This is a genomic window from Massilia norwichensis, assembly GCF_024753245.1.
GTDB lineage: Bacteria > Pseudomonadota > Gammaproteobacteria > Burkholderiales > Burkholderiaceae_D > Telluria > Telluria norwichensis.
The window spans coordinates 54,447-79,395 of the sequence record NZ_JANUGX010000029.1 but is presented as its reverse complement, the minus strand read 5'-3'; the positions used below and the strand labels follow the sequence as shown (position 1 = coordinate 79,395).

Sequence of the window (24,949 nt, the reverse complement as noted above, 5' to 3'; positions counted from 1 at the left end):
GTTCAGTTGGAGTTGATCGTTGCGGCTTCTGGCTCGACCGCCAGATGGCGCACCAGCGCCTGCGCCAGCGCCTGCTGGACGTCATGCAGCGGCGCTTCCACGCCCATGGTGCGCATGTCCACCGTGGCCAGCCCGGAATAGCCGCACGGGTTGATCCAGGTAAAGGGCGCCAGGTCCATCGCCACGTTCAGCGATACGCCGTGGTAGGTGCAGCCGTTACCGCGCACTTTCAGGCCGAGGGCGGCAATCTTGGCGCCCTTGCGCGGTCCTTCGGCGATGTAGATGCCGGGCGCGCCGTCGACGCGTTCACCTGCCAGATTATACGCCGCCAGCACATCGATGACCGCCTGCTCGATCTTGTTGACGAACTGGCGCGCATACAGCTTGCCGCCGGGCTTGTTGCGGCGCAGGTCCATCAGCAGGTAGATCACGACCTGGCCCGGACCGTGGTAGGTCACTTCGCCACCGCGGTCGGTTTGCACCACGGGAATGTCGTGGGCGCTCAGGATGTGGCCGGGGTCGGCGCCGAGGCCGAGCGTGTACACCGGCGGGTGCTCGACGATCCAGAGTTCGTCGGGGGTATCGGGCGTGCGCGCATCCGTGAAGGCGCGCATGGCGGCGAAGACGGTGTCGTAATCGGCGCGGCCGAGCTCACGGATGGCAGGGCGGTTCGCTGGCATGGAAACTGTGGGGACGGGAATGGAATGCCTCGACATTATAAGCCAGGCTCATGTCCCGTGCCCGCAGGACCCCTGAATACTGTTGCTCAGTGTCGCTTAGAGGACGACTTTGACCATCGGATGCTTCGACAGCTCGGTGTAGAGCTTGTCCAGCATCTCGCGGCTGGTCGCGCGCACGGTCACGGTCAGGCCGGTGTACGAACCCTTGGACGAAGGACGCACTTCCATCTTGCCTTCATGAAAAGTCGGGTCGTGCAGGACGATGAGCTCGAGGATGGTCGTTGCGAAGGTCTCATGCGTCGCACCCATCACCTTGATCGGGAAATCGCTGGGGTATTCGATGAGGGATTCTTTCGGGTCCATGGCCACTCCTGTAAAACCCGCATTGTAGCCAATCTGTCCGGGTTGCGCCGCTGACGCAACCCGGAGCAGACCGGTTCAGCGCTCGGATTGGCGGCCGTGCTCGCCGCCGCCGCGGCGTTCCTCGGCCCGCGCAGGTGCCGGGCGCGGCGGCGCGCTCGCTTGCGGCTGCGGTGGCGGCGGCGCAGGGCGCGCGACCGGGGCCGGCGCAGGTGCGGGTGCAGCAACCGGCGCGGGGGCACGTGCCGGTGCCGGTGCGGCGACCGGCGCGGGGGCAGGCGTAGGCGCAGGCGTAGGCGCTGCAAAGCGCTGCGGCGCTTCCCGGCCGCGCTCGCCATCGCCGCGATGCGGACGCTCGAAGCGCGCTTCCGCCATCGGCTGCAAAGCAGGCTGCGAGGAAGGCTGTGATGCGGGCGGCGATGCCGGCTGCGGCATCACCATCACGGGCGTCTGCTGGACCGGCGCGGCCGGCGCTGCCATCGATACCGGCGGCTGGCGGCGCTCGCGGCGGTCGTCGCCACGGCGCTCCTCATCGCGGCGCTCATCGTCCCGGCGTTCGCGACGCGGCTCGTCGTTGCCGCGGCCGTCGCGGCGGTCGCGGTCGAAGCCGTTCCAGTCGCGGCGGTCCGGGCGCTGCCAGCCCTGGTTCGGCGGCTGCTGCACGGGCGGCATGTTGCCGGTCAGCGGCTGCGGCGTCGGTGCGATGTGCGGCGTCGGGCTCACCACCGGCTGGGCCTTGACCGGCGGCGGCACCGGCACCAGGCCCGGGGCCTGCTGCTGTACCGGCGGACGCTGGCGCGCAAAACCGTCGCGGTCGACGCGCGCGGTCTCGATGCGGCCGCTTTGCGAACGGTCGAAGCGGTCCGGCTTGCCCGGTCCGCCGTCGCGGTCGCCGTCGCGGTCGGCACGGCCGGTCTCGATGCGGCCGCTCTGCAGCCGGTCTGGGCGCCCCAGTCCGCCGTCGCGGTCACCGTTGCGATCGGCACGATCGGACGGCGCACCGCGGTGCGGACGGCCGGGCGGCGCCGGCGGGGCGCTGGCCGGCGGGATGCCGATGTTCTGGCCGTTGTGCACCAGGCTAGGGGGCACGGTGGCGAGCGGCGCGCGCGGCACGTTGACCCGGCCGCCAGGGCCGAAGCGGTCCTGCGGCACCACGGTCAGGCCGTGCGGGCGGTAATCGCGGCCGCGGCGCGGATCGGGACGCACATGGTTGTTCAGCCAGCGCAGGCGGTCTGCGGACACGTGGTAGGACGGCACATAGCGGTCGTGCGGCGACAGCGGGTACCAGCCGAAGCCGGGACGGCGGCTGCGGTCGCGGAAGGTGATGTCCCAGCCGGCGCCGCCGACCCAGCCGACCAGCGCCGGCGCCCACACCAGCCGTTCGGCGCGGCTGCCCGGGGCCCAGGCCCAGCGATTGTTCACGAAGACCCAGCGGCCGTAGTGGAAGGGGGCATAGCCCCAGGGCGCGTTGTCGACCCAGGTCCAGCCCCAGGGGTCGATCCAGGTCCAGCTGCCGTCGCGGTAGGGCACCCAGTCGCTGGCCACCTGCGGCGTCCACAGCGGGCCGTATTCGCTGTCGGCGCGCCAGCTGCCGTAGCGGTCGAGGTCTTCGTAGCCGGTCATCTCGGCCGTCACGTAGCGGCTCGATGCCGCGTTGTCCTCGATCCGGTCACGCGAGGCCGACCAGCTGTCGAAGGCATCCTGCACCGCGCTGGCGGTGCGCATGTCGTCGTCGGTCACGTCAAGGCGTTTGCCGGCGCGCACCGCCAGCTGCGAGCCGCCCGATTCGACCAGCGCCATGCCGGCGAACACGCTGACCGCGCTGGTGTCGCGCACGCGTTCGGTATCGACGCGCACCCGGCCCGGCTCCTGCAGACGCACGCGTGCCTGCGGCGTGACCAGCTCGAAGCCACGCAGCACGTCCGGGTTCAGCACGCGCACGCTGGCGCTGCCGTAGTGCAGGCGCAGGCGGATGCTGTCGTCGTCGAGTTCGATGATTTCGAGCGAGGAATCGCCGTCCAGGCGGATCGAGGTCGAGCCGACCCGCAGCTCGGTGCGGGCGCCGAGGCCGGTGGTGACCATATTGCCGGAAGTGACCGGCCAGTTGACCTGGGTCGGGTTCATCTCGGCGCCGACGTCGCCGCCGATGCTGACGATGCCCTGGGTCAGCGCGATGCGGCCGACGCGCGCCGGGGGTTCGTCCGCCGCCACGGCCAGCGCGGACAGGGTGGTAAAGGCCAGCGCCAGGGCCGTCTTCAGGATCGGATTGGACATCGCATGTCTCCAGCGTGGATTGTTGTTAGGTTTTACCAGTAAACAACGCGACAGGGACCAGTGGCGCCGACAGCCGTTACAAATCGTTGCGAAACAGCTATTGACGATACAAAGCTCAACCGTGGCCACGTTTTACCAAAAACAGCAGGCAGCCCATCACCATCAGCACCGCGCCGAAGAAACGGTTCTGCATCTTGACCGCGTGTTCGTCGCGGAAGAAGCGCTGCATCGACGAGGCCAGGAAGGCGTAGCCGTGCATCACGGTGGTGTCGATGGTGACCATGGTGACGCCCAGGATGGCGAGCTGCAGCAGCATCGAGCCGTCCTTCGAGATGAACTGGGGCAGCACCGCGACCATGAAGATGATCCCTTTGGGGTTGGTGGCGTTGGTCAGGAAGCCGGTCAGCACGCGCTGGCGGAACGAGGGATGGGCGGCCAGGCCGGCGGTCGGCACGCCACTCGCCTTGGCCTTGGCGCGCCACTGGCCGATGCCCAGCCAGATCAGGTACAGCGCGCCGGCGATCTTCACGGCGGTGAACACGGACTCGGAGGCCAGCACCAGCGAGCCGACGCCGGCGCCGGCGATGACCAGCACCAGGATCAGGCCCAGCTGCAATCCCAGCACGGTGGCGCTGGCCTTCTTGAGGCCGTAGGCAAGGCCGTGCGACATCGACAGCACAGCGCCGGAACCGGGAGAAATGGCAATCAGGACACCGGCGATGACGAACGCGATCCAGGTGGAGAGCAGCATGGGAAAGGAGAATAGGGGTGATGCGGAAATGGGGACGGGCAGGGCGCAGGAACCGGCATGCTACCGGACTGCGGCCCGCCGCGGAGATACAGCTTACTTCTTCTTCGGGTTGACGGCGGCCTTCAGGGTCGCACCGGCAGCGAAGCGCGGGGTCTTCGATGCGGCGATCTTGATGACTTCACCGGTTGCCGGGTTGCGGCCTTTACGGGCAGCGCGCTTGGTGATCGAGAACGTGCCGAAGCCGGTGATACCGACCGTGTCGCCCTTTTTCAGGCGCTCGGTGATGATGTCGATGATGGTGTTGACTGCTTCGTTGGCAGCGGCACCCGACATTTCGGTACGCTTCGCAAATTCAGCGATCAGTTCGCCTTTTTTCATAAATCCTCCGGGTTGAAAGAGCCGGAAGATTAGCATAATTAATTGCCCAGTGTAATCTCCAGGCAAGACGCACGCTTCGCGTACGCCCTGTCGTGGCGGGCTTTCTGCGTTTTGGGCGGGGTCAGGCGGGCGTGAGCGGTGCCTCCTGCACAGCCAGGCGGGTGCGCAGGGCGGCGTTGATCAGGGTCTGGTAGCCGGTGCCGGTGCGCTCGGCGCGCGAGCGGAACTCGTCCAGCACTTCATCGTCGAGGTAGATCGTGATGCGGGTCTTGCGCTTCGGCGGACGGGCCCGGCGGCGCGGCGCGACCGGCAGCTCGAGCTTGGCGAAATTGGCGAAATTGGTGGTCATGGCATCTCCTTCGTCGGCAAGGCTGCTGTACCGCAGCCAATGTTGTCACTATACGTAGGCCGGCACGATGCCTCTGCCGGAAAGCGACGAGATGCAGATTTTCAGGGATGAAACGCAAAAAACGCGTCTGAACCGTGTGAGGATGTCATGACGCCTCAGTTAAGATGTGGCCATCTTGATATTGGAGGCAGAACAATGGCTGCAGGTAGTTTATTAGCGTTAATCGACGACATCGCCAGCGTGCTCGACGACGTTGCCCTGATGAGCAAGGTGGCAGCCAAGAAGACCGCCGGGGTACTCGGCGACGACCTGGCCCTGAATGCCCAGCAGGTAACCGGCGTGAACGCCGACCGCGAATTGCCGGTGGTATGGGCGGTCGGGGTCGGCTCGCTGAAGAACAAGGCGATCCTGGTGCCGGCCGCGCTGGCGATCTCGGCCTTCCTGCCGCAGGCGATCACGCCGCTGCTGATGGTGGGCGGCGCCTACCTCTGCTTCGAGGGCTTCGAGAAGCTGGCCCACAAATTCCTGCACAGCAGCGCCGAGGATGCCGCCCACGAAGAAGAGCTGGCGACGGCGCTGGCGGCCAAGGCCGACATGCGCGAAGTCGAAAAGGAGAAGATCAAGGGTGCGGTGCGCACCGACTTCATCCTGTCGGCGGAAATCATCGTGATCTCGCTGGGCGTGGTCAACGAGCAGGGCGCTTCCTTCGGCGCCCAGGTCGCGGCGCTGGTCGCGGTGGCGGTGGCGATGACGATCGGGGTCTACGGCATCGTCGCCGGCATCGTCAAGATCGACGACCTCGGCCTCTACCTGAGCCGCAAGAGCGGCGCCGCCACGCGCGCGATCGGCAACCTGCTGCTGGCCGCCGCGCCGCGCCTGATGAAGGCGCTGTCGGTGATCGGCACGGTCGCCATGTTCATGGTCGGCGGCGGCATCATCGGCCATGCCGTCGAGCCGTTGCACCACCTGGCGGAGGGCGCGGCGCATGCGGTGTCCGGCGTGCCGCTGGTCGGCGGTCTGCTGGCAGCGGTGACGCCGACCCTGATCGATGCGGTGGCCGGGGTGATTATCGGCGCTGTCGTGCTGCTGGGGGTGACGATCGTTCAGCGCTTGCGCGGGAAGCATTAAACGCACGCGACGTATGGGTTCCCGCTTTCGCGGGAACGACGTGGTGGTGGCGGGAACGACGGGTGGTGGCGGGAACGACGGGTGGTGGCGGGGAAACGACGTGTTGCTTACAGTTTCCTGACATACGCGCAATGTTGCGTAATTACATCTCTACAAGTTGGGTTAATTGACAACGATAAACCTGCGGAACAGTATCGTTGACATCCCAACAAGCAGGAACAAGAGATGAAACAAGGATTTGCACCGCAAAAAACCCTGGTCGCCCTGTCGATTGCTTCCCTGTTCGCAGGCGCCGCCCAAGCCCAGGAAACCGGCGACACCGCCAGCGCCAGCGCCACGCCGGGCAATGCCGCCACCGTGGTCGTCACCGGTACCCGGGTCGCCAACCGCACTGCGCTGGACACCGCTTCGCCGGTCGACATCATCTCCGCCGAGACCCTCAAAACCACCGGTTCCACCGAGCTGAACCAGGCTTTGTCGGTCGCCCTGCCTTCCCTGAACTTCCCACGCCCTTCGCTGACCGACGGCACTGACACCATCCGCCCGGCCACGCTGCGCGGCATGGCACCGGACCAGTCGCTGGTGCTGGTCAATTCGAAGCGCCGCCATGCTTCGTCGCTGGTGAACCTGAACGGCAGCATCGGCCGCGGTTCGGCGGCGGTCGACCTGAATACCATCCCATCGGCCATGGTTAAGACCATCGAGGTGCTGCGTGACGGCGCCGCCGCCCAGTACGGCTCGGATGCGATTTCCGGCGTGGTCAACGTCCGCCTGCGCACCGACCGCAGCGGTGGCGAGGGCACCGTCGTGTATGGCCTGCACAAGACCGAATACGACTTGCTGAACGATGTCGCACCGGCCGGCGCCACCTGGACCGCGCCGAATTCGCGCAAGCGCACCGACGGCCAGACCACCACCGTCAGCGCCTGGAAGGGCCTGCCGTGGGGCGAGAGTGGCTACGTCACCCTGGCCGCCGAATACAAGAACCAGGAACACACCGAACGCGCCGGCTACGACATGCGCCAGCTGTATCCGAAGATCGGCACCGCTTACGATCCGCGCGAGCTGACCATCAACCGCTTCGACGCCTGGTACGGCGAGCCGGAAGTGAAGCAGTCGACCCTGTTCGTCAACGCCGGCAACAACCTCAGCGGCGACGTCAAGATCTACGGCTGGGCCAGCTACCAGAACCGCGACGCCCGTTCGGCCGGCTACTTCCGCACCCCGCAGGACGTGCGCAACATCCCCTCGATCTACCCGAACGGCTTCCTGCCGATCATCGCCCCGACCGTGGACGACTACAGCGCCGCCGGCGGCGTGACCTGGACGCTGGGCGCCTGGGACATGGACGCGTCCATCGTCTACGGCAAGAACAAGATGGATTATGAAATCCAGAACACCCTGAACCGCTCGATCGGCGCGTCCAGCAAGACCGTGTTCGATGCCGGCGGCTTCGGCTACGACCAGACGGTGCTGAACCTGACCGGCGTGCGCAAGGTCGACATGCCCTCGCTGGCCTCGCCGCTGAACGTCGCGGTCGGCATCGAGGCGCGCCGCGAGGGTTATCAGCTGAACGCCGGCGAACCGGACTCCTACCGCTACGGCGGCGAGGTGCTGGCCAACGGCACCCCGGCGGCGCCGGGCGCCCAGGTGTTCCCGGGCTTCCGTCCAGCCAACGAAACCGACGCCCACCGCAACGCGGTCGGCGCCTTCGTCGACCTCGAGGCGAACGTCACCGACCAGCTGCTGCTGTCGGCGGCGGTGCGCGGCGAGCATTACTCGGACTTCGGCAGCAACCTGTCCGGCAAGCTGTCGGCGCGCTTCGACTTCAGTAAAACCTTCGCCCTGCGCGGCGCGCTGCAGAACGGTTTCCGCGCGCCTTCGCTGCAGCAGCAGAACTTCACCTCGACCTCGACCAACTTCATCAACGGCGTGCCGTTCGAGATCACGACCTTCAAGCCGACCGACCCGGTCGCGGTGGCGCTCGGCGCCCAGCCGCTGAAGGCCGAGAAGTCGAAGAACGTCTCGATCGGCGCGGTGATGCGTTTCGATCCGCTGACCGTGACGGTCGACGCCTACCGCATCGACGTGACCGACCGCATCGTCCTGTCGGAGAACCTGACCTCGGCAGCGGTGCGCAACTACATCGTCTCGCGCGGCTTCACCGGCGTGGGCGGCGGCCGCTTCTTCATCAACGGCGTCGACACCAAGACCGAAGGCGTGGACATCGTCGCCAACTACCCGCTGAACCTGGGCAGCAGCGGCCGTTTCGACTTCACCCTGGCCGGCAACTTCAACCGCACCAAGGTCGAAAAGGTGCCGACCACGGCCCAGCTGGCGGCGCTGAACCCGGCGCCGGTATTGTTCGACCGCCTGAACGTGCTGACCATGGAGAAGGGACAGCCGAAGAACAAGATCACGGCCAGCGTCAACTGGAAGCTGGCGCAATGGGGGCTGACTGCACGCGCGACCCGCTACGGCGAGGTGCTGTCGCCGGGCACGACGCAAGCCTTCGACTTCGAGCTGGGCGCCAAGACCCTGGTCGACCTGGAAGGCCGTGTCGCGCTGACGCCGAAGATCAACCTGGCCCTGGGTGTGGACAACCTGTTCGACCAGTACTCGGAGACGCTGCCGCCGTCGCTGAATACGACCAGCAATACGCCGTTCGCCAACTACACGCCGTTCGGCACCGGTGGCCGGTATATCTACGCGCGGGCGAACTACAGCTTCTGATCGGTGGGGTGGGCAGTATCGTGGGCACGGTGTGCCCACCCTACAAGGCCGTCCCGGATCGCCCATACCAAGGCACCGATGCCCATCGTACTGAGTACCCAGCTCGCCCAGCCGTAATCGGTGGGCTGTATCCCGTCCGGCAAGGCATGCCAGCCATACACCATTTGTCCCACCAGCACCAGCAGCGCCCCCAGGTTCATGAACAGGAACAGGTGCAGCACCCGCTCCGGCTTCGGCAAGACCCGGGTATCGCCTTCGACGACGACATCGCGCGCGCTGTGCATGCGCTGCTCCGGCGCCGCCCAGGCCTGACGCGGCAACCTGGCCAGCAGCTCGTGGTTGACGAACACGTCCAGTCCGCCGATCAGGCCGTGCAGCATCAGGGCGTAGATGAAGAGAGGGATGTCGGCGGGCGGCACGCTTTTCCCTTCTCGCTTACACTTCGAACAAGGGAGTAGCGCTCAGCGGCGGCACAGCATGGCGCCGAGCGTCAGGCCCAGCCCGAAGGCGCCGTAGACCACGGCCAGCGCGGGGCGCGAGAGGTGATTTTCATAGCCGGGTTTCAGGCGGTCGGGCGTCAGCTGGTAGTCGACGAAGCAGGCCACGGCGCCCGAGGCCGTGCCGATGCCGAGCGTCAGCGCGGGGTCCTTGCGGTCGAGCAGCTCGCCGCACAGGCGCTCGAAGATCACCGACCAGAACGTCGCGCAGCCGTGGTGGATCAAATAGCCGGGCAGGGTGTAGCGCGCCGAGGCGCCGTGGCGGCCGGTCGCCTTGTCGCCGTAGATCCAGTGGCTGACGGCATTCGTCGGGGCATAGGCGCTGCCCGCTTCGCGTTTGCCGAGCGCGACCAGGGCGGCAGTCGAGAGCAGGCTGGAGCTCGCGCCGCCGACCAGGCCGCGCTGCCATGCAGTTTTCCATGGTTCCATATCGGTCCTTTACGAAAGGGTGTGCATGCGGATCTTGCTGACGGGTGCAAGCGGATTCATTGGACAACATCTGCTGCAGGCGCTGCTGGCGGAAGGCCACGAGGTCGTCTGCGCAGTGCGCAAGGTGAAGCCCAGCAATGACGCTCGCCTGTCCTTCATTCACGCCGACTTCACCAAAGATACCGACAAATCGGCCTGGCTGGCGCGCTTGTCCAACATCGACGCGGTGATCAACACCGTCGGCATCTTCCGCGAGAGCGGCGCCCAGACCTTCGACAAACTGCATGTGCAGACCCCGCGCGCGCTGTTCGCGGCCTGTGCCGAATCGCACGACGTGCACATGGTCGTGCAACTCTCGGCACTGGGTGCGGATGCGCAGGCCGACACCGCTTACCACCTGTCGAAGAAGGCCGCCGACGACTACCTGGCCACGCTGCCGGTGCGCGCCGCGATCGTCCAGCCCTCGCTGGTGTACGGCAGCGACGGCACCAGCGCGCGCGTGTTCAAGGCGCTGGCCTCGATGCCCTTCGCAGTCCGCTTCGGCGATGCGCCGCAGCTGGTGCAGCCGATCCACGTCGACGATGTGGTAGCCGCCATCGTTGCCCTGCTGCGCCGGCGCCTGTACCTCGACCAGGACGGCGCGGCGTCCGCCGGCACCGTGCAGCGCATCGCGCTGGTCGGACCGCAGGCGCTGCCCTTCACGGACTACCTGGCAGCCTTGCGCAGCGCGATGGGCATGAACCGGCTGCGCGTGCTGCGCCTGCCGGGTAAGGTCGCACGCGGACTGGCGCGGCTCGGCCGCTGGCTGCCGGGCGGCCTGCTCGACCCGGAAGCGCTGCGCATGCTGGACCGCGGCAACACCGACGACCCCGGCCCGACCCTACGCCTGCTGGGCCGGCCGGCGCGCGCGATCGCTTCCTTCGTCACCGATCCGCGGGCCGAGCGCGCGCGCGCAAAACTGGACTGGCTGCTGCCCATCCTGCGCATCAGCATCGCGCTGGTGTGGATCGTCACCGCCTTCGTCTCGGCCTTCGTGTATCCGGTGACGGATAGTTACGAGCTGCTGGCGCGCACCGGCATCCCGCCCGAGCTGCAGCCGCTGATGCTGTACGGTGCGTCCGCCTTCGACCTGCTGCTGGGCCTGGGCATCCTGTTTGTAAAACGCAGGCGCTGGCTATGGCTGGCACAATTGGGGCTGATCGGTTTTTATACGGTGGTGATCGCGTTCAAGCTGCCGGAATTCCTGGTCCACCCCTATGGACCGCTGACGAAGAACCTGCCGATGCTGGCCGCCATCTGGCTGCTCTACCAGCTCGAAGACGAGGAGAAATAATGGATTACGTTGTCGTGAAATGGCTGCATATCCTGTCGTCGACTTTCCTGTTCGGCACCGGCATCGGCTCCGCCTGGTACATGCTGTTCGCGAACGTCAGCCGCGACGTGCGTGCGATCGCCGTGGTCAGCAAGTACGTCGTGATCGCCGACTGGCTGTTCACGGCCACCACTGCTATCGCCCAGCCAGCTACCGGCTTCTACATGATGCACCTGGCCGGCTATCCCTTCCATAGCAAGTGGATCATGTGGTCGGTGGCCTTGTATGTGCTGGCGGGCGCCTGCTGGCTGCCGGTGGTGTGGCTGCAGATGCGCCTGCGCGACATCGCTGCCGAGGCGGTGCGCACCGGCAGCACGACGCTGCCGCCGCTGTACTGGAAATATTTTAAAACCTGGGTCGCGCTGGGGATTCCCGCCTTCATCGCCTTCGTTTTCATTTTCTGGTTCATGGTCAGCAAGCCGGTCTAGAATGCGCTTTTACCTTTTTGCAAAGGAAGCCGCATGTCGCGTTCCAAGCTTGGTCTTGCCCTCGTTCTCGCCGCCAGCAATGCAATCGCCGCCGTACCCCCTGCATGGGTCGCACGCAGCGACGCCTACACCCAACCGGTCCTGAAGGACACCGGCAAATACCACCCCGAGGAATCGACCCAGCTGGGCGACGAGAGCTTCGACACGATGGTCGCCGACTTCAAGCCGCGCGACTACGAACGCGAACTGGCCGACACCGAGAAACGCCTGCTGGAGCTGCGCCGCCAGCGCGCAGCTGAAAAGGATCCGAAGGTCGGGCAGGACCTCGACATCCTGATCGACTCGCGCGAGAAGCAGGTGACCAGCATGAAGCTGGAGCGCCAGTACCTGCTCGACTACACCAACGTCGGCGAGCTGGTATTCGGCGGCCTGCGCGCCCTGCTCGACCCGCGCAACAAGCCGGAACGCCAGAAGCTGGCGCTGGTGCGCCTGAAGCGCTATGCCGGCACCGAGCCGGGCAGCACCCCGATCGCCACGCTGGTGCGCGCGCGTACCGAGGAGCGCCTGGCCAACAAGGCGCTGATCGGTCCTTATGTGGGCGAGGTCGAGGAAGGCCTGAACAACAACGCCACCTACCTGGACGGCATCGAAGACCTCTTCAAGAAGGCCAAGTTGAGCGGCTGGGAAGCCGACCTGGCGAGCCTGCGCCAGCAGGTCAGGGATTACGACGCCTTCGTAAAAGGCCGCATCCTGCCGCGCGCGCGCAAGGATGTGCGACTGCCGGAAGCGATCTACGTGAACCGCCTGCGCAACGTCGGCGTCGACATCGCGCCGGAGCAGATGATCGAGCGCGCCAGCTTCGATTTCCAGGAAGTTCGCGACCAGATGCAGGTGGTGGCGAACACGGTCGCGGCGCAGCGCGGTTTCAAGTCGAGCGACTACCGCGACGTGATGCGCGAACTGAAGAAGACGGCGATCCCGCCGGAGCAGCTGCTGCCCTATTACCGCGAGCGGCTGAAGGACATCGAAGCCATCATCCGCCAGCACGACCTGGTGACCCTGCCCACGCGCGAGGCGAACATCCGCACCGCGACCCCGGCCGAGGCGGCGCGCTCGCCGGCGCCCTTCATGAACCCGCCGCGCATGATCGGCAACACCGGAGAATACGGCGAATTCGTGATCCCGCTGGCGAACCCGAATGCCAAGTCGAAGGAGAAGATGAACGACTTCGACTTCGCGGCGATGTCCTGGACCCTGGCCGCGCACGAAGCGCGTCCGGGCCATGAGCTGCAGTTCGCGTCGATGGTGGAGCAGGGCATGTCGGTGGCGCGCGCCCGCTTTGCCTTCAACAGCACCAACGTCGAGGGCTGGGGCCTGTATTCGGAAGCGCTGGTGCTGCCCTACATGCCGCCGGAAGGGCAGCTGGTATCGCTGCATGCGCGCCTGCTGCGCATGGCGCGCGCCATGCTCGACCCACAGATCAACCTGGGCCGCATGACGCCGGAACAGGCCAAGGCTTTCCTGATGAAGGAGGTGGTGCTGTCGGAACCCTTCGCGCAGTCGGAAGTGGACCGCTATTCCTACCGCAACCCCGGCCAGGCCACCGCCTACTATTACGGCTACGTCAAGCTGCGCGCACTGAAGACCCTGGCCGAGATCGAACTGGGCGAGCGTTTCAAACTGAAGGCGTTCAACGACTTCGTGATCGCCCAGGGCATCCTGCCGCCGCAGCTGATGCGCGAGGCGGTGCTCAGGGATTTCATCCCGTCGCAGAAAAAGTGAGCTAGTGAGCGCCACCGGTCTGAAGTTTTGGGTAAGGTAATCGCTAACCCTTTATCTACAGGACGGAGATAATTATGCGCAAGATGATCATGATGGCCATCGCCGGTTTTCTGCTGAAAAAAGTGCAGTCGAAATTCATGAAGCAGACCTACCACGGCAATCCGGTACGCCGCGTCTGAGCCCGGCGCCGCCGCAGGCACAAGCCCGTCCTTTGCCAGGACGGGCTTTTTTTGCGTGCGCCAGATACTGGACCTTGGGGTCACAATATTCGTCCTGCCGTGCGGACGCGGGTGTTCGCAGGCGCAACAGCGATGGACGGAGGGCAATGATGCGGGCTTACCAGATTCTTCCTGGCGATGGTATCGACGGGCTGCAGTGCGTGGATTTTCCCGAACGTGAACTGGGCACCGGCGAGGTGCGCGTGCGCGTGCATGCGGTGTCCCTGAATTACCGCGACCTGATGGTTGCGACCGGCAATTACCTGGTCACCGTCGACGATCCGATCGTTCCCTGCTCGGACGGCGCCGGCGAGGTGCTGGCGGTGGGGCCGGGCGTGAGCCGGGTGCAGGTCGGCGACCGTGTCGCCGCTTCCTTCTTCCCGCATTGGCAGGACGGTCCGACCGGGCCGGACAAGGTGCGCCACGCGCTGGGCGGCGACATCGACGGCATGCTGGCCGAGGAAGTCGTGCTATCCGAGGATGCGCTGGTCAGGATCCCGCCGGCGATGAGTTTCGTGGATGCCTCGACCATGCCCTGTGCCGGGGTGACCGCCTGGAACGCGATCTTCGAGTCCAGCAACAACATCCGTCCCGGCGACACCGTGCTGCTGCTAGGGACCGGCGGCGTCTCGGTGCTCGGCATGCAGCTGGCCATCGCGGCCGGCCTGAAGACCATCATCACCTCGTCCAGCGACGAGAAGCTGCAGCGTGCCAGGGAGCTGGGCGCGCATCACACGATCAACTACCGCACCTTCCCGGAATGGCAGGAAGAGGTGCTGCGCCTGACCCATGGCGTCGGCGCGCACGTGGTGCTGGAAGTCGGCGGCAAGGGCACCGTGAACCGCTCGGTGGCCTCAGCCGCGATGGGCGGCAGCATCGCCATCATCGGCGGCGTCAGCGGCTTCGGCGGCGAGGTCAATCCGGCCACCCTGCTGGCCAGCGCCAAGCGCATGGTCGGCATTTTCGTGGGAAGCCGCAGCATGCTGGACAAGGTCATGCGCTTTGCCGATACCAGCGGCCTGCAGCCGGTGGTCGACCGCGTGTTCACCTTCGATCAGGCAAAAGAGGCCTACCGCCACATGGAGTCGGGCTCGCACTTCGGCAAAGTCGTAATCGCCGTAACGTGATGTAGGGTGGGCACCCCGTGCCCACGCAAGGCTAGCGCCGAATCTGCACCAACTCGATCTCGTACAGCTTCGGCCACAGCTTGCCGGTCACATACAGCTTGCGATGCTTGCCATCGTAGGCGATACCGTTCAGGACCGCATCCACGTTGCTGGTGCCGCGCTGGGCCGGCGGCAGCAGGCCGGTGAGATCGATCCAGCCGACCACGTTGCCGCTGGCCGGGTCGATGCGCGCGATCGCGTCCGTGCCCCAGACGTTGGCGTAGATCTCGCCCTCGACCACTTCAAGCTCGTTGAGCTGGGTGATCGGCTTGCCCTCGGCCGTCACGCGAATGCGGCGCCGTTCTTCCAGCGTCTTGGGGTCGAGGATGCGGATCTCGGCACTGCCGTCGCTCATGTAGACGTTGTTCGCATCGCTGGCCAGGCCCCAGCCTTCGCCCTTGTAGTTGAAGCGGCCCTTCAGCGCGAAGGTCCTGGCATCGTAGATGAAGCCGACGTTCGACTGCCAGGTCAGGCCGACGATGGTGTCGCCGACCGCGGTCGAGCCTTCGCCGAAGTACTCGGCCGCCAGGTCCTTCTTCTGCAGCACCTTGCCGGTCTTGAGGTCGACCCTGCGCAGCGAGGACTGGCCCTTCTGGCCGGTGCTTTCGTACAGCTGGCCGTCGCGGATGAACAGGCCCTGGGTGAAGGCCTGCGGATCGTGCGGGTAGGTGTTCTTGACCACGAAGCCGTAGACCGGCAGGGCGGCCTGGGCCAGGCACGCGCCCGCAAGCAGGACAGAGGCGAGGGTGATCGATGCGAATTTCTTCAAGATGACTCCTGGTGCGGTGACGGCATTAGTATGCCAGCAACGCGCCAGGGATGCGCCGGTTGACCTCAGCCTTGCGACTCTGGCGCGGGTGGCACGCCACGCTTGCCAGCCGCCGCGCTGCGTACCATGCCGGCGATGCCGTCGTAAGTGCGCGCCGGGATCGCCAGCTGCAGATGCTCGCCGCGTTCGGCCAGCACTGCCTCGGCGGCCGTAAAGCCGGATTTGACGGCGCCTTCCATCGTGCAGGGCATATGGGTACGGGTCCAGTCGCCGGCCAGCACCAGGCCCGGTACGGGACTGCGCGCCGGCGGGCGCTTGCGCTCGAAGCCGACCGTGGGGCAGGGGATCGCCATCGGGATGCGGTGGATGTCGGCGTGGACCACCTTGGCTTGCGCGGCCAGCGGCGCGAATTCGGCGATCTCGGCGACGGTCTCGCGGACGATCTCTTCGTCCGTCATGCCATGCGCGCGGTGGCTGTAGATGATGTTGCTGGCGATGACCGTCGGGCGGCCTTCCCAGCCATGGCGGATCTGGCACAGATCATAAAAATCGTAGTTTAGGCGCCGCGGCGACCATTTGTGGGCGAAGAAGCGTTCGGTTTCGAGGTCGCGGTCGAACCACAGGTAGCAGGAGATGTAGGGACTGGGCTCGAACTGATCGAACTGGTCGAACGGCGCCTGTGTGGCCAGGCTCGGTGGCAGCATGTCGAACAACTGCTGCGGCGGCACGGCGCTGACCGTGGTCTCGGCGAACAACTTGGTGCCGTCGTCCAGCAGCACGCCATCGATGCGGCGGTCGAGCAGCAGCGACGCCACTTTTACGCTGGTCAGCACGCGCCCGCCGGCATCCTCGATGAACTTGGTCGCCTGGTCGGTGTACAGCTCGCCCAGGCCGACCGCACCGAAGCCGAAGTGCAGGTCCTTGTAGCCGGACAGTTGGGCGTGGACGCGCAGCAGCGACGCCGCCGAGCAGCGCTCCAGCGGCACGTTGGTCACGACCATGGCCGCGAAGCGCCACCACCAGTCGATCATGTTGTCGCTCACGCCCTCCTGGCGCAGGAAATCGAGGGCGCTGATGGCGTCGAGCTGCTCGACCTCTTCCTCGCCGAATTCCATGCCGCGCAGGGCGGTGGGCGCCATCGACAGATAGTCTTCCAGGTGCAGGCCCGGCGCCTTGAAGATGCTGGGCATCAGGCTCATGGGCGCCGGCAGCGGCGCGTGCTCCAGCGCCAGGGCTTGCGGCTGGCTGGCGATGGTCAGCACCTTGCCTGGCTGCCAGGTGATCAGGCGGCTGGTGCCGAGGCGCTCCAGGAAGGTCAGCATGTTGTGGTATTCGGAGTGGAAGATGTGCGGGCCGATGTCGACCACGTCGGAGGTAGCCGCTTCCGCCCAGCTCGATGCCCGGCCGCCCAGGCCCGGCGCCGCTTCCAGCACCGTCACTTTCAACCCGCGGTCGGCCAGCGCCACCGCACAGGACAGGCCCGCCAGCCCACCGCCGATCACCACCACCTGTTCCTGATTCATGCGCACGTCCTTCCCATTTGAGCGTCCGCTCATGTTCGGTGAAGCAGGCTGGGGCATCGGTTAGGGCGCGCACATACGGCAGCGCTGGATGGTAAGCTTGCGCCATCATGCAAAAGAAGATCCTGACTTACCTGCAGCTGCCGCCCGGCGCCGAACCACCGAAACTCGACCACCTGTCGCCCTTCCTCGCCATCGTGCTGGCCGAGGAGGAAGTCGACGAACTGTGGCAGGCCGAGATCTGCCGCTGGCTGGTGGCGGCCGGCTGCCGCTACGTTCTGGCCTGGGGCAAGGATTGCGAGGCCTGGCACGACATGGTCGAGGACGCGGCGCTGGAAGCCTTCGATTACGAGGACGTGCCCGATGAGCACAAGCTGATCGCGACCTGGCACGAGGACGAGGAACGCGAAGAGGTGTTCTGGTTCGCCAAGCACCGCGCCGCCCACCCCAGCCACAGTTTCAAGGCCACCGTCATCCTCGATATCGCGTCTGTCGGCCGCAAGGACGAGATCGAACAGGAATATAGCGCTGCCTGAGCGCCGACGCCTGAACCGGGCAGGCGTGCGCGGCATCACCGGCATCGCGCAGTAACATGGGCCATGGCTACCGACACCTTACTTCGCATCGACGTCTGGAGCGACTACGTCTGCCCGTTCTGCTACCTCGAACTGCCGGCCCTGCAGCGCCTGCAGCAGCAGTTCGGCAGCCAGCTCGAGGTGGTCTGGCGTGCCTTCGAACTGCGTCCCGACCCGAAACCCACGCTCGACCCCGACGGCGACTACCTGCACAGCACCTGGAACCGCGCCGTCTATCCGATGGCCGAACAGCGCGGCATGCTGTTGAAGCTGCCGCCGGTGCAGCCGCGCAGCCGGCTGGCGCTGGAGGCCGCCACCTTCGCCGATTCGCACGGGCGCTTCGCCGCCATGCACGAGGCGCTGTTCCGCGGCTTCTTCGCGCAGGGCCGCGACATCGGCGACATCGACGTCCTGTGCGCAATCGGCCAGGAAGCCGGGCTGGATGCCGCCGCATTGCGCCAGGCGCTGCAGGAGGGCCGGCATACGGCCGCGGTCCTGGACGACGAACACCTGGCGCACCGGCTGGGCGTGTCCGGCGTGCCCATCATGCTGCTGCGCCGCCCAGGCGCCCCCTGGGAGCAGGCGCTGGCGCTGCGTGGCGCCGTCCCCTACGACACCGTCGAACTGGCCGTGCGCCAGGTGCTGGGACAGCTGTGACGCGTATCCCGGCTTTGCGCTAGGATGCGGTCTGCACCTGCTGCTCAATAAAAGGAACCGGAATGGACAGTATCGACCTCGAAGTGCTGCACGCCTGCGCGCAATGGCTCCGCGACGGAATCCCTTGCGAGTACGTGACCGTGGTGCGCACCTGGGGCTCGAGCCCGCGGCCGGAAGGCGCGACCATGGCGATCCGCGCCGACGGCCAGGTGGTCGGTTCCGTCTCCGGCGGCTGCATCGAGGACGATCTGATCGCCGCGGTGCGCGAGCACGGCATCACGCGTACCCGGCCGGAAGTCATCACCTACGGCATCTCGGCCGACGAGGCGCACCGCTTCGGCCTGCCCTGCGGCGGCACGATCCAGCTGGTGGTCGAGCCGCTGGCCGCGCACAGCCGCATGGAAGAACTGCTGGCGCTGGCCCAGCGCCGCGTGCTGACCCGCCGCACCCTGCACCTGGACAGCGGCGCGGTCGAACTGGCCACCGCGGCCCCGGAAGACCAGCTGCGCATGGCGGACGGCCGTCTGGTCACCGTGCACGGCCCGCGCCTGCGCATGCTGATCATCGGCGCCGGCCAGCTGTCGCAGTTCCTGGCGCAGATCGCGGTCGGGCTGGAATACCAGGTGACGGTGTGCGACCCGCGCGAGGAATACCGCGGCAGCTGGACCCTGCCGGGCGTGGACGTGGTGCACGCGATGCCGGACGACGTCGTGCTCGAGATGAAGCTCGACAGCCGCAGCGCAGTGATCGCGCTGACCCACGATCCCAAGCTCGACGACCTCGCCCTGATGGAAGCGCTGAAAACCGAGGCCTTCTACGTGGGCGCGATCGGCTCGCGCGTCAACAATGCGCGGCGCCGCGAGCGCCTGCGCGAATTCGACCTGAGCGAAGCGCAGATCGCCAGGTTGCACGGCCCGATCGGCATCTACATCGGCAGCAAGACGCCGTATGAGATCGCGGTGTCGATCCTGGCCGAGCTGACCGCCGTCAAGAATGGCGTCGCGCTGCCGGCCCAGATGTCGGTCGAAGGCGGCAAGGCGCTGGCCGCCAATGTGCCGGCCAATCCGCTGGCTGCCTGATCAGGCGTCTTTCAACAGCAGTAGCGCCAGCACCAGCATCGTCGTCCCCGTAAAACCTTCGATCGCGCGCCAGACCATGGGCCGGCCCAGCACGAAGGCGCAGCGGCGCGCGCCGAGGCCGAGCACCGAGAACCACAGCAGCGAAGCCGTCATCGCCCCCGCCGCGAAAGCGCCGCGGTGCCCGCTGGCGAGACTGCTGCCGACCGCACCCAGCAGCACCACCGTATCCAGATAGACGTGGGGATTGAGCAGCGACATCGCCAGCACCGTGACCAGCGCGCGCCGGGCCGTCGGTGCCTGCTGCGCGCCAGCCGCCGGTCCGCTGGTGGCGCCGCGCAGCGCGCTGGTCCAGCAGCGCAAGCCGTACCACAGCAGGAACAGGGCGCCGCCATAGCGCGCCGCCGCCAGCAGCCAGGTCGACGACTCGACCAGGCTGCCGAGTCCCGCCATGCCGAGCGCGATCAGCGTCATATCGACCAAGATGCAGGCCGCCACCGTCAGCCCGACGTGCCGGCCGCTGACGCCGGTGCGGATCACGTGTGCGTTCTGTGCGCCGATCGGCATGATCAGGCTGGCACCCATGCCCAACCCCTGTAGAAATACCTGCTGCGAAAACATGTTGTGCTCCTGTCGATGAGACGCACAGGATGGCTGCCCGGCAGGCAATCTTCAATTACATTAACGAAATCTAATGTATCGTAAATTTTGCTAATCCATTTCGCCCACCCATGAAGATCGATCCGCGCCGCAGCGAAGCCTTCCTGGCCGCCGTCGACAGCGGCAGCCTGGAAGCGGCTGCCGGCCTGCTGGCCATCACGCCCTCGGCCGTGTCCCAGCGCATCTCCGCGCTCGAGCAGGACCTCGGCACGCCGCTGCTGATCCGCACCCGTCCCTGCCGCCCGACCGCGCCGGGCATGCGCCTGCTGCAGTTCCTGCGCCGGCGGGAACTGCTGGAAGCCGAGTTCCTGGCCGAGCTTGACGACGCGACCGTGCCGGTGCGGGTACCGCTGGCCGTCAACAACGACACCCTCGCCACCTGGCTCCTGCCGGTGCTGGCGCCGGTCCTGGCAGAGGAAGGTCTGCTGGTCGAGTTCGTGCTGGACGACCAGTGGCACACCTTCACCCTGCTGGAACAGGGACGCGCCCTGGCCTGCATCTCCGGCGAAGCGGAACCGATGCGCGGCTGCACGGTGACGCCGCTGGGCACCATGCGTTACCGGCTGGTGGCATCGAGCGATTTCGCCCGGCGCTGGTTCCCCGACGGTTTTACGCGCGAGGCCGCAAGAAAGGCGCCGGTGGTGGTGTTCGACCGCAAGGACTCGCTGCAGGCGGCCTTCCTGCTGCAGCATTTCGGCCTGCCCGAGGGTTCGTATCCGTTTCACTACGTGCCGGCCAGCGATCCCTTCGCCGACGCGATCCGGCTCGGCCTGGGCTATGGCATGCTGCCGCTGGAGCAGTGCGCCGACCTGCTTGCGGCCGGCCAGCTGGTCGACCTGACGCCGGATCTGCACATGGACGTGTCGCTGCACTGGCATGCCTGGCGAATCCAGCCGCCGCGACTGGAACGCATGGGCGCGGCGCTGGTGAAGGGCGCGCGGGCGGTGTTGCTGCAGCCTTGAACTGAGCCAGGTAGGAATTTGTTACAAGGCCATGTCCGCGTGCTACGCTCCTGCCGCGTTAAAGCAGCATCACTCGAAGGAGAAAAACCATGAAACGCCTGTTAGCCGCCGTCGCCGTGCTGGCGACCTTTGCCCAAGCCGCCTCTGCCGGCGAGATCACCCTGTTCACCGACAGCGACTTCCGCGGCGCCCGCATCACCATCGACCGCGACGCCTACAATCTGAACGACATGGGCTTCAACGACCGCGCTTCGAGCCTCATCGTGCGCTCGGGCGTCTGGCAGGTCTGCGAGAACAGGGATTTCGGCGGCTACTGCGCCGAGTTCGGGCCGGGCGAATACCGTGGCCTGCCGCGCTTCAACGACCGCATCTCGTCGGTGCGTGAAATCTCGCGCGGCCGCGGCTACGACCGCGACGAGCGTCATGGCGGTCCGGGCTGGCGTGGCGACCGCGACGAGCGCCGCGGCGACTGGCGCGACGAGCGTGGCGGCCGCGGCGACGCGGTCCAGCTGTACGCCGGCCCGCGCTTCGAAGGCCCCGCCGTCAGCCTGTCCGGCGACCTGCGCTCGCTGAACGACGTCGGCTTCAACGACCGCGCCGGCTCGATCGTCATCCACGAAGGCCGCTGGGAATTCTGCGAGCACGGCGACTTCCGCGGCGAGTGCGTGGTATTCGGCCCGGGCCGCTATCCCTTCCTGGAAGGGATGAACAACCGCATCTCGTCGATGCGCCGGGTGCGCTGAGCGCGCTCAGGCAAAGATGCCGCTGCGCGGCGCCGCTTCGCCGTCCAGCAGGGCGCGCAAGGTAAAACGCAGCGGATAGATGCCGGCGGGCGGCTTGCCCAGCTCGCTGGCGGTACTGGTCTTGTAGCGCAGCGGCGTCTTCTCGCCGTGCGCGGCATAGATATAGGCGCCATCGGCAAGCAGGCTGGCGCCTGCGAAGGCGATGCCATCGCCGGTCGACAGGGCGACGATGCCGACGAAAGGCGTGCCGTCGGCGGTCATGAAATCGGCCGCCACCGACAGCGCATCCGCTGCGCGCGGAATCGTGGCGCGTTCGAGCGGACGGATCCAGGTCTCGTCCTGCCCCTCATCTCCGGCTTCGTCGTCGGCGAATTCCCAGATGCTGAAGGCGTCGAGGTCCTCGCGCGTGAGGGCTTCGACCGGTTTGCGGGTTTGCAGGGTGATCTCCATTGGCGTACTCCTGGGCTTGGGCGACCATGGGAGTGTAGAGCCATAGTTGCATTTATGCAATGTTGGTTGGATGGGCTCGATTTGCTTGTTGTGGGCGGTCAATAGCTGGGTGAAGGATTTGGCTTCCAATGCTTCGGTTGCCGACAGGAACTCACCCATGCCCGCACAAATTCCATCCTTTTTCTCCGACTTTACTCAGACCACCCGGCTCCTGCGCCTGCATACACCGCTCGGGCCGGACCGGCTGCTGGCCGAATGCGTCCATGGCGAGGAAGCCATCAATGAGGCTTATACGTTCACCATCCGCGCTCTGTCGCTGGACGCCGGCATCCGGCTGCGCTCGCTGGTAGGCCAGCCGGCGCTGCTCGAACTGCTGACGGCGAATGCTGGCGCACCGCGCGCATTCCACGGCATCCTGACGGCAGCGGAACTGAACGGAGCCAACGGCGGGATGGCACGCTACACGCTAACCTTGCAGCCCTGGAGCGCGTTTCTCGCCCATACGCGCGACAGCCGGATCTTCCAGGACTTGAGCGTGCCCGACATCCTCGACGCGGTTTTCAGGGCGTGGCAGGGGCGTGGACGGCTCATGCCGAGCTGGCGCTTCGACCTCGCCGATCCAGGCAGTTACGAAAAGCGCAGTCTGACCACGCAATACCAGGAAAGCGACCTGGCATTTGCGGAACGCCTGATGCGCGAAGAAGGACTGTTTTACTACTTCGAGCACGAGAGCGATCCGAGTAGTTCCAGCCTGGGCAGCCATCGGATGGTCATTGCCGACCATAACGGCAGCTTCCATCCCAACTCGCAGTCCTGCGTGCGCTACACCCAGCCAGGTGCGGTGATGAAGGAGGACAGCATGGATCGCTGGCGCTGCGCGCTGAAGCTGCAGAGCAATGCGGTCGAGCTGTCCAGCTGGGATTACCGGTCGCTCGGCCAGCGTTCCGTTGCTTCGTCTTCTGTGCAAACAAGGACGCCAGCATTGGTGCTTCGCGACGTACCAGGTCCCTACGCCTATCCCAGCCGCACACAAGGGCAGCGCCTCGCCGACCGTCAATTGCAGGCCTTGGAAGCGCGCCGTGAAGTCTTCACCGGCGCCGGCACCGTGCGCACGCTGACGCCCGGAACGACGTTCACGCTCGCCGGTCATGCCGTGCACGATCTGGAGGACGAGAACGCACGCAGCTTCCTCGTGATCCGTGCATGTCATCTGATGCACAACAATCTGAGCGCCGAGATGAAGGCACACATCGGCAAACATCTCGGCGAGCCGACCCTGGTGGAAAGCGTGCAAATGCCCGCCAAACCGGGCGAGCGGCCGCTGTACCGCAACCGCATCGACGCAATCCGCAGCAGCACGCCATACCACGCCGACTGCAGGCTGCATCCACGGCCGACGATACGAGGCCAACAGACCGCCGTCGTGGTCGGCCCTGCCGGTTCGACGGTGCACACCGACCGCGATCACCGAGTGAAGGTGCAGTTCCATTGGCAGCGCGGTACGGACAGCCACAGCCGGCTCTTGCATCCCGATCCCGATAGTCATACCGGCGCTCCCGGCGACGACAGCGCAGGCACCTGGATCCGCGTCGCCACGCCGCTGGCCCCCAGCGCCGGCGCGAATTGGGGCAGCCATGCGCTACCGCGGGTAGGTCAGGAAGTGCTGGTCGACTTCCTGGAAGGCGATATCGACCGCCCCGTGATCATCGGCGCGCTCTACAACGGCGCCGGCGCCCAGGATGCGCAACACAACACCCGCCACCACGGTGCGGGACCGGTCACCGGCAACGCGCCGGCATGGTTTCCGGGCGCAGCCGGCGGTCACGCTCATCCGGCCGTACTGTCCGGCCTGAAAAGCCAGGCGATGCAGGCCAGCCAGTTGGGAACGGGCGCCTACAGCCAGCTGGTGTTCGATGACAGCCCGGAGCAGGCGCGCGTAGCGCTGCAGCGGCATGCCGGCGCTCACCAAGGTACGGCGGAACTGAACCTTGGGCACTTGCGGCACCAGGTGGACAACGCGCGCATGCAGACGGTCGGCTTTGGCGCGGAACTGAAGACGGCGCATGGACTGGCCGTGCGTGCCGGTCAGGGCATGCTGTTGTCGACGGATCGATTGGCGGGTGGTGCGCACATGGCCTCGCGCGAGGCGCTCGTCCAGATCGATGCCAGCAAGGATCTGCAGGAACGCCTGGCGGCGACGGCGCAGAAACACAATGCGGTACTACCTGAGGCGTCCCTTGCCATCCCTGGCATGCAGGATAGCGCGGCGGTGCTTGGCACCATCCACGATGACGCCACCGCCTACTCGTCGCCACAGCTGCAGTTGTCCAGTCCCCTCGGCATCGTCGCCGTCACGCCTGCAGACGCGGTGCTGGTAGCGGGCGCCACCACGTCGATCTGCGCCGGACAGGACATCAATTTTGCTGCACAAGGAAACAGCTATCGTGCCGCGGTGGCCGGGATCAGCCTGTTCACCTATGGGAAAGCAAGCGCAAAGGAAAAGCCGAACCAGGAAACCGGGATTCGCTTGCATGCGGCAAGCGGAAAGGTGAGCAGTCAAAGCCAAGCCGGGGAAACGCGCCTGACCGCCGACAAGGGCATCAGCGTGGCCAGTATCGCTGCCAGCGTCCGGGCAGTGGGCAAGCAGCATGTGTTGCTGACGGCGCAGGGCGCATGCCTGAAGCTGGAAGGCGGGAACATCATGCTGCACGCGCCCGGCAAGGTGGAGTTTAAGGCGAGCATGAAGGAGTTGGCGGGGCCGCAGGATGGCAGCGCCGAGCTGCCTGTCCTGCCGACAGCCAGGGAAATCTATAACGAAGCTTTCGTCATCAGGAACGAGGAGACGAAAGAACCGATGGCCTTCGTGCGCTATCGGCTCGAGTCGGCCAGTGGCGTGCGCATTGAGGGCATGACCGATGCCATGGGACGCACGCAACGCATTTTTACGAAAAGAAGCGAAGAACTCAAGCTGTACCTGCCCCAGGACGAGTGA

Annotated in this window: 24 protein-coding genes; 12 read left to right on the top strand and 12 right to left on the bottom strand. The window is 66.2% G+C overall.

Features of this window, described 5'->3' with window-relative positions:
* Positions 1 to 2: 2 nt before the first annotated feature.
* The 6 genes from lipB to NX782_RS20970 all read right to left on the bottom strand — a co-directional run bounded on the left by lipB (position 3) and on the right by NX782_RS20970 (position 4,792).
* Entirely contained in the window at positions 3 to 680 is a 678-nt protein-coding gene (gene lipB / locus NX782_RS20995) for a lipoyl(octanoyl) transferase LipB (protein WP_258847442.1), read from the bottom strand.
* A gap of 96 nt (positions 681 to 776) precedes the next feature.
* Positions 777 to 1,049, bottom strand: coding sequence for a DUF493 family protein (locus tag NX782_RS20990; protein WP_258847441.1), 273 nt, complete (start codon positions 1,047 to 1,049; stop codon positions 777 to 779).
* Positions 1,050 to 1,118: 69 nt separating this feature from the next.
* Positions 1,119 to 3,314 (bottom strand): DUF6600 domain-containing protein, encoded by a 2,196-nt coding sequence (locus NX782_RS20985; RefSeq protein ID WP_258847440.1) that lies wholly within the window; start codon positions 3,312 to 3,314, stop codon positions 1,119 to 1,121.
* A gap of 115 nt (positions 3,315 to 3,429) precedes the next feature.
* On the bottom strand, positions 3,430 to 4,065 hold the full coding sequence (locus NX782_RS20980) for a LysE family transporter (protein WP_258847439.1): 636 nt from the start codon (positions 4,063 to 4,065) through the stop codon (positions 3,430 to 3,432).
* Positions 4,066 to 4,158: 93 nt separating this feature from the next.
* Positions 4,159 to 4,443 carry an HU family DNA-binding protein gene (locus tag NX782_RS20975; protein WP_258847438.1) on the bottom strand — a complete coding sequence of 95 codons (285 nt, stop codon included), beginning with the start codon at positions 4,441 to 4,443 and terminating at the stop codon, positions 4,159 to 4,161.
* A gap of 121 nt (positions 4,444 to 4,564) precedes the next feature.
* Complete coding sequence (locus tag NX782_RS20970; protein WP_258847437.1) at positions 4,565 to 4,792, bottom strand: BrnA antitoxin family protein; 228 nt, start codon at positions 4,790 to 4,792, stop codon at positions 4,565 to 4,567.
* Positions 4,793 to 4,987: 195 nt separating this feature from the next.
* Here NX782_RS20970 and NX782_RS20965 point away from each other — a divergent pair, with 195 nt between their 5' ends.
* On the top strand, positions 4,988 to 5,920 hold the full coding sequence (locus tag NX782_RS20965; RefSeq protein ID WP_258847436.1) for a DUF808 domain-containing protein: 933 nt from the start codon (positions 4,988 to 4,990) through the stop codon (positions 5,918 to 5,920).
* 225 nt (positions 5,921 to 6,145) lie between these two features.
* Positions 6,146 to 8,653 carry a TonB-dependent receptor plug domain-containing protein gene (locus NX782_RS20960; protein WP_258847435.1) on the top strand — a complete coding sequence of 836 codons (2,508 nt, stop codon included), beginning with the start codon at positions 6,146 to 6,148 and terminating at the stop codon, positions 8,651 to 8,653.
* Here NX782_RS20960 and NX782_RS20955 read toward each other — a convergent pair.
* Both NX782_RS20955 and NX782_RS20950 read right to left on the bottom strand, forming a co-directional pair.
* The gene (locus NX782_RS20955) at positions 8,641 to 9,072 is read right to left on the bottom strand and encodes a hypothetical protein (protein ID WP_258847434.1); all 432 of its coding nucleotides are present in this window, start codon (positions 9,070 to 9,072) and stop codon (positions 8,641 to 8,643) included. The two genes, NX782_RS20960 and NX782_RS20955, sit on opposite strands and share 13 nt — an antisense overlap.
* A gap of 42 nt (positions 9,073 to 9,114) precedes the next feature.
* Entirely contained in the window at positions 9,115 to 9,579 is a 465-nt protein-coding gene (locus NX782_RS20950) for a hypothetical protein (protein WP_258847433.1), read from the bottom strand.
* 25 nt (positions 9,580 to 9,604) lie between these two features.
* Here NX782_RS20950 and NX782_RS20945 point away from each other — a divergent pair, with 25 nt between their 5' ends.
* From NX782_RS20945 to NX782_RS20930, 4 genes are all read left to right on the top strand, one after another.
* Entirely contained in the window at positions 9,605 to 10,912 is a 1,308-nt protein-coding gene (locus NX782_RS20945) for an SDR family oxidoreductase (RefSeq protein ID WP_258847432.1), read from the top strand.
* On the top strand, positions 10,912 to 11,379 hold the full coding sequence (locus tag NX782_RS20940) for a DUF2269 family protein (protein ID WP_258847431.1): 468 nt from the start codon (positions 10,912 to 10,914) through the stop codon (positions 11,377 to 11,379). Before NX782_RS20945 ends, NX782_RS20940 begins: the two co-directional genes overlap by 1 nt.
* A 33-nt stretch (positions 11,380 to 11,412) precedes the next feature.
* Entirely contained in the window at positions 11,413 to 13,161 is a 1,749-nt protein-coding gene (locus NX782_RS20935; RefSeq protein ID WP_258847430.1) for a DUF885 domain-containing protein, read from the top strand.
* A gap of 328 nt (positions 13,162 to 13,489) precedes the next feature.
* A complete protein-coding gene (locus NX782_RS20930; RefSeq protein WP_258847456.1) occupies positions 13,490 to 14,506 on the top strand; it encodes a zinc-dependent alcohol dehydrogenase family protein in 1,017 nt (338 codons plus the stop codon).
* A gap of 31 nt (positions 14,507 to 14,537) precedes the next feature.
* Here the strand turns inward: NX782_RS20930 and NX782_RS20925 are convergent, their stop codons facing one another.
* Positions 14,538 to 15,314 (bottom strand): glutaminyl-peptide cyclotransferase, encoded by a 777-nt coding sequence (locus NX782_RS20925; protein WP_258847429.1) that lies wholly within the window; start codon positions 15,312 to 15,314, stop codon positions 14,538 to 14,540.
* A 65-nt stretch (positions 15,315 to 15,379) separates the two neighbouring features.
* Complete coding sequence (locus tag NX782_RS20920) at positions 15,380 to 16,837, bottom strand: hydroxysqualene dehydroxylase (RefSeq protein WP_258847428.1); 1,458 nt, start codon at positions 16,835 to 16,837, stop codon at positions 15,380 to 15,382.
* Between the two features lie 107 nt (positions 16,838 to 16,944).
* On the opposite strand from NX782_RS20920, the gene NX782_RS20915 reads away from it, so the two are divergent.
* The 3 genes from NX782_RS20915 (at position 16,945) to NX782_RS20905 (ending at position 19,145) form a co-directional block, all read left to right on the top strand.
* The gene (locus tag NX782_RS20915) at positions 16,945 to 17,370 is read left to right on the top strand and encodes a DUF7684 family protein (RefSeq protein WP_258847427.1); all 426 of its coding nucleotides are present in this window, start codon (positions 16,945 to 16,947) and stop codon (positions 17,368 to 17,370) included.
* A gap of 63 nt (positions 17,371 to 17,433) precedes the next feature.
* On the top strand, positions 17,434 to 18,066 hold the full coding sequence (locus NX782_RS20910) for a DsbA family oxidoreductase (RefSeq protein WP_258847426.1): 633 nt from the start codon (positions 17,434 to 17,436) through the stop codon (positions 18,064 to 18,066).
* Positions 18,067 to 18,128: 62 nt separating this feature from the next.
* Positions 18,129 to 19,145 (top strand): XdhC family protein, encoded by a 1,017-nt coding sequence (locus NX782_RS20905; RefSeq protein WP_258847425.1) that lies wholly within the window; start codon positions 18,129 to 18,131, stop codon positions 19,143 to 19,145.
* Here NX782_RS20905 and NX782_RS20900 read toward each other — a convergent pair whose 3' ends face one another.
* Positions 19,146 to 19,763 carry a LysE/ArgO family amino acid transporter gene (locus NX782_RS20900; RefSeq protein WP_258847424.1) on the bottom strand — a complete coding sequence of 206 codons (618 nt, stop codon included), beginning with the start codon at positions 19,761 to 19,763 and terminating at the stop codon, positions 19,146 to 19,148.
* A gap of 110 nt (positions 19,764 to 19,873) precedes the next feature.
* On the opposite strand from NX782_RS20900, the gene NX782_RS20895 reads away from it, so the two are divergent.
* Both NX782_RS20895 and NX782_RS20890 read left to right on the top strand, forming a co-directional pair.
* On the top strand, positions 19,874 to 20,764 hold the full coding sequence (locus tag NX782_RS20895; protein ID WP_258847423.1) for a LysR family transcriptional regulator ArgP: 891 nt from the start codon (positions 19,874 to 19,876) through the stop codon (positions 20,762 to 20,764).
* A gap of 89 nt (positions 20,765 to 20,853) precedes the next feature.
* Positions 20,854 to 21,507 carry a beta/gamma crystallin family protein gene (locus NX782_RS20890; protein WP_258847422.1) on the top strand — a complete coding sequence of 218 codons (654 nt, stop codon included), beginning with the start codon at positions 20,854 to 20,856 and terminating at the stop codon, positions 21,505 to 21,507.
* Between the two features lie 6 nt (positions 21,508 to 21,513).
* Here the strand turns inward: NX782_RS20890 and NX782_RS20885 are convergent, their stop codons facing one another.
* Complete coding sequence (locus NX782_RS20885; protein ID WP_258847421.1) at positions 21,514 to 21,957, bottom strand: hypothetical protein; 444 nt, start codon at positions 21,955 to 21,957, stop codon at positions 21,514 to 21,516.
* A gap of 157 nt (positions 21,958 to 22,114) precedes the next feature.
* On the opposite strand from NX782_RS20885, the gene NX782_RS20880 reads away from it, so the two are divergent.
* Entirely contained in the window at positions 22,115 to 24,949 is a 2,835-nt protein-coding gene (locus tag NX782_RS20880) for a type VI secretion system Vgr family protein (protein WP_258847420.1), read from the top strand.

Coding starts and splice junctions, on each gene's coding strand:
- NX782_RS20940 (WP_258847431.1), top strand. CDS start 10,912: ATGGATTACGTTGTCGTGAAATGGCTGCATATCCTGTCGTCGACTTTC.
- NX782_RS20890 (WP_258847422.1), top strand. CDS start 20,854: ATGAAACGCCTGTTAGCCGCCGTCGCCGTGCTGGCGACCTTTGCCCAA.
- NX782_RS20880 (WP_258847420.1), top strand. CDS start 22,115: ATGCCCGCACAAATTCCATCCTTTTTCTCCGACTTTACTCAGACCACC.
- NX782_RS20965 (WP_258847436.1), top strand. CDS start 4,988: ATGGCTGCAGGTAGTTTATTAGCGTTAATCGACGACATCGCCAGCGTG.
- NX782_RS20960 (WP_258847435.1), top strand. CDS start 6,146: ATGAAACAAGGATTTGCACCGCAAAAAACCCTGGTCGCCCTGTCGATT.
- NX782_RS20985 (WP_258847440.1), bottom strand. CDS start 3,314: ATGTCCAATCCGATCCTGAAGACGGCCCTGGCGCTGGCCTTTACCACC.
- NX782_RS20945 (WP_258847432.1), top strand. CDS start 9,605: ATGCGGATCTTGCTGACGGGTGCAAGCGGATTCATTGGACAACATCTG.
- NX782_RS20930 (WP_258847456.1), top strand. CDS start 13,490: ATGCGGGCTTACCAGATTCTTCCTGGCGATGGTATCGACGGGCTGCAG.
- NX782_RS20920 (WP_258847428.1), bottom strand. CDS start 16,837: ATGAATCAGGAACAGGTGGTGGTGATCGGCGGTGGGCTGGCGGGCCTG.
- NX782_RS20970 (WP_258847437.1), bottom strand. CDS start 4,792: ATGACCACCAATTTCGCCAATTTCGCCAAGCTCGAGCTGCCGGTCGCG.
- NX782_RS20935 (WP_258847430.1), top strand. CDS start 11,413: ATGTCGCGTTCCAAGCTTGGTCTTGCCCTCGTTCTCGCCGCCAGCAAT.
- NX782_RS20980 (WP_258847439.1), bottom strand. CDS start 4,065: ATGCTGCTCTCCACCTGGATCGCGTTCGTCATCGCCGGTGTCCTGATT.
- NX782_RS20915 (WP_258847427.1), top strand. CDS start 16,945: ATGCAAAAGAAGATCCTGACTTACCTGCAGCTGCCGCCCGGCGCCGAA.
- NX782_RS20905 (WP_258847425.1), top strand. CDS start 18,129: ATGGACAGTATCGACCTCGAAGTGCTGCACGCCTGCGCGCAATGGCTC.
- NX782_RS20910 (WP_258847426.1), top strand. CDS start 17,434: ATGGCTACCGACACCTTACTTCGCATCGACGTCTGGAGCGACTACGTC.
- NX782_RS20885 (WP_258847421.1), bottom strand. CDS start 21,957: ATGGAGATCACCCTGCAAACCCGCAAACCGGTCGAAGCCCTCACGCGC.
- NX782_RS20900 (WP_258847424.1), bottom strand. CDS start 19,763: ATGTTTTCGCAGCAGGTATTTCTACAGGGGTTGGGCATGGGTGCCAGC.
- NX782_RS20975 (WP_258847438.1), bottom strand. CDS start 4,443: ATGAAAAAAGGCGAACTGATCGCTGAATTTGCGAAGCGTACCGAAATG.
- NX782_RS20895 (WP_258847423.1), top strand. CDS start 19,874: ATGAAGATCGATCCGCGCCGCAGCGAAGCCTTCCTGGCCGCCGTCGAC.
- NX782_RS20950 (WP_258847433.1), bottom strand. CDS start 9,579: ATGGAACCATGGAAAACTGCATGGCAGCGCGGCCTGGTCGGCGGCGCG.
- lipB (WP_258847442.1), bottom strand. CDS start 680: ATGCCAGCGAACCGCCCTGCCATCCGTGAGCTCGGCCGCGCCGATTAC.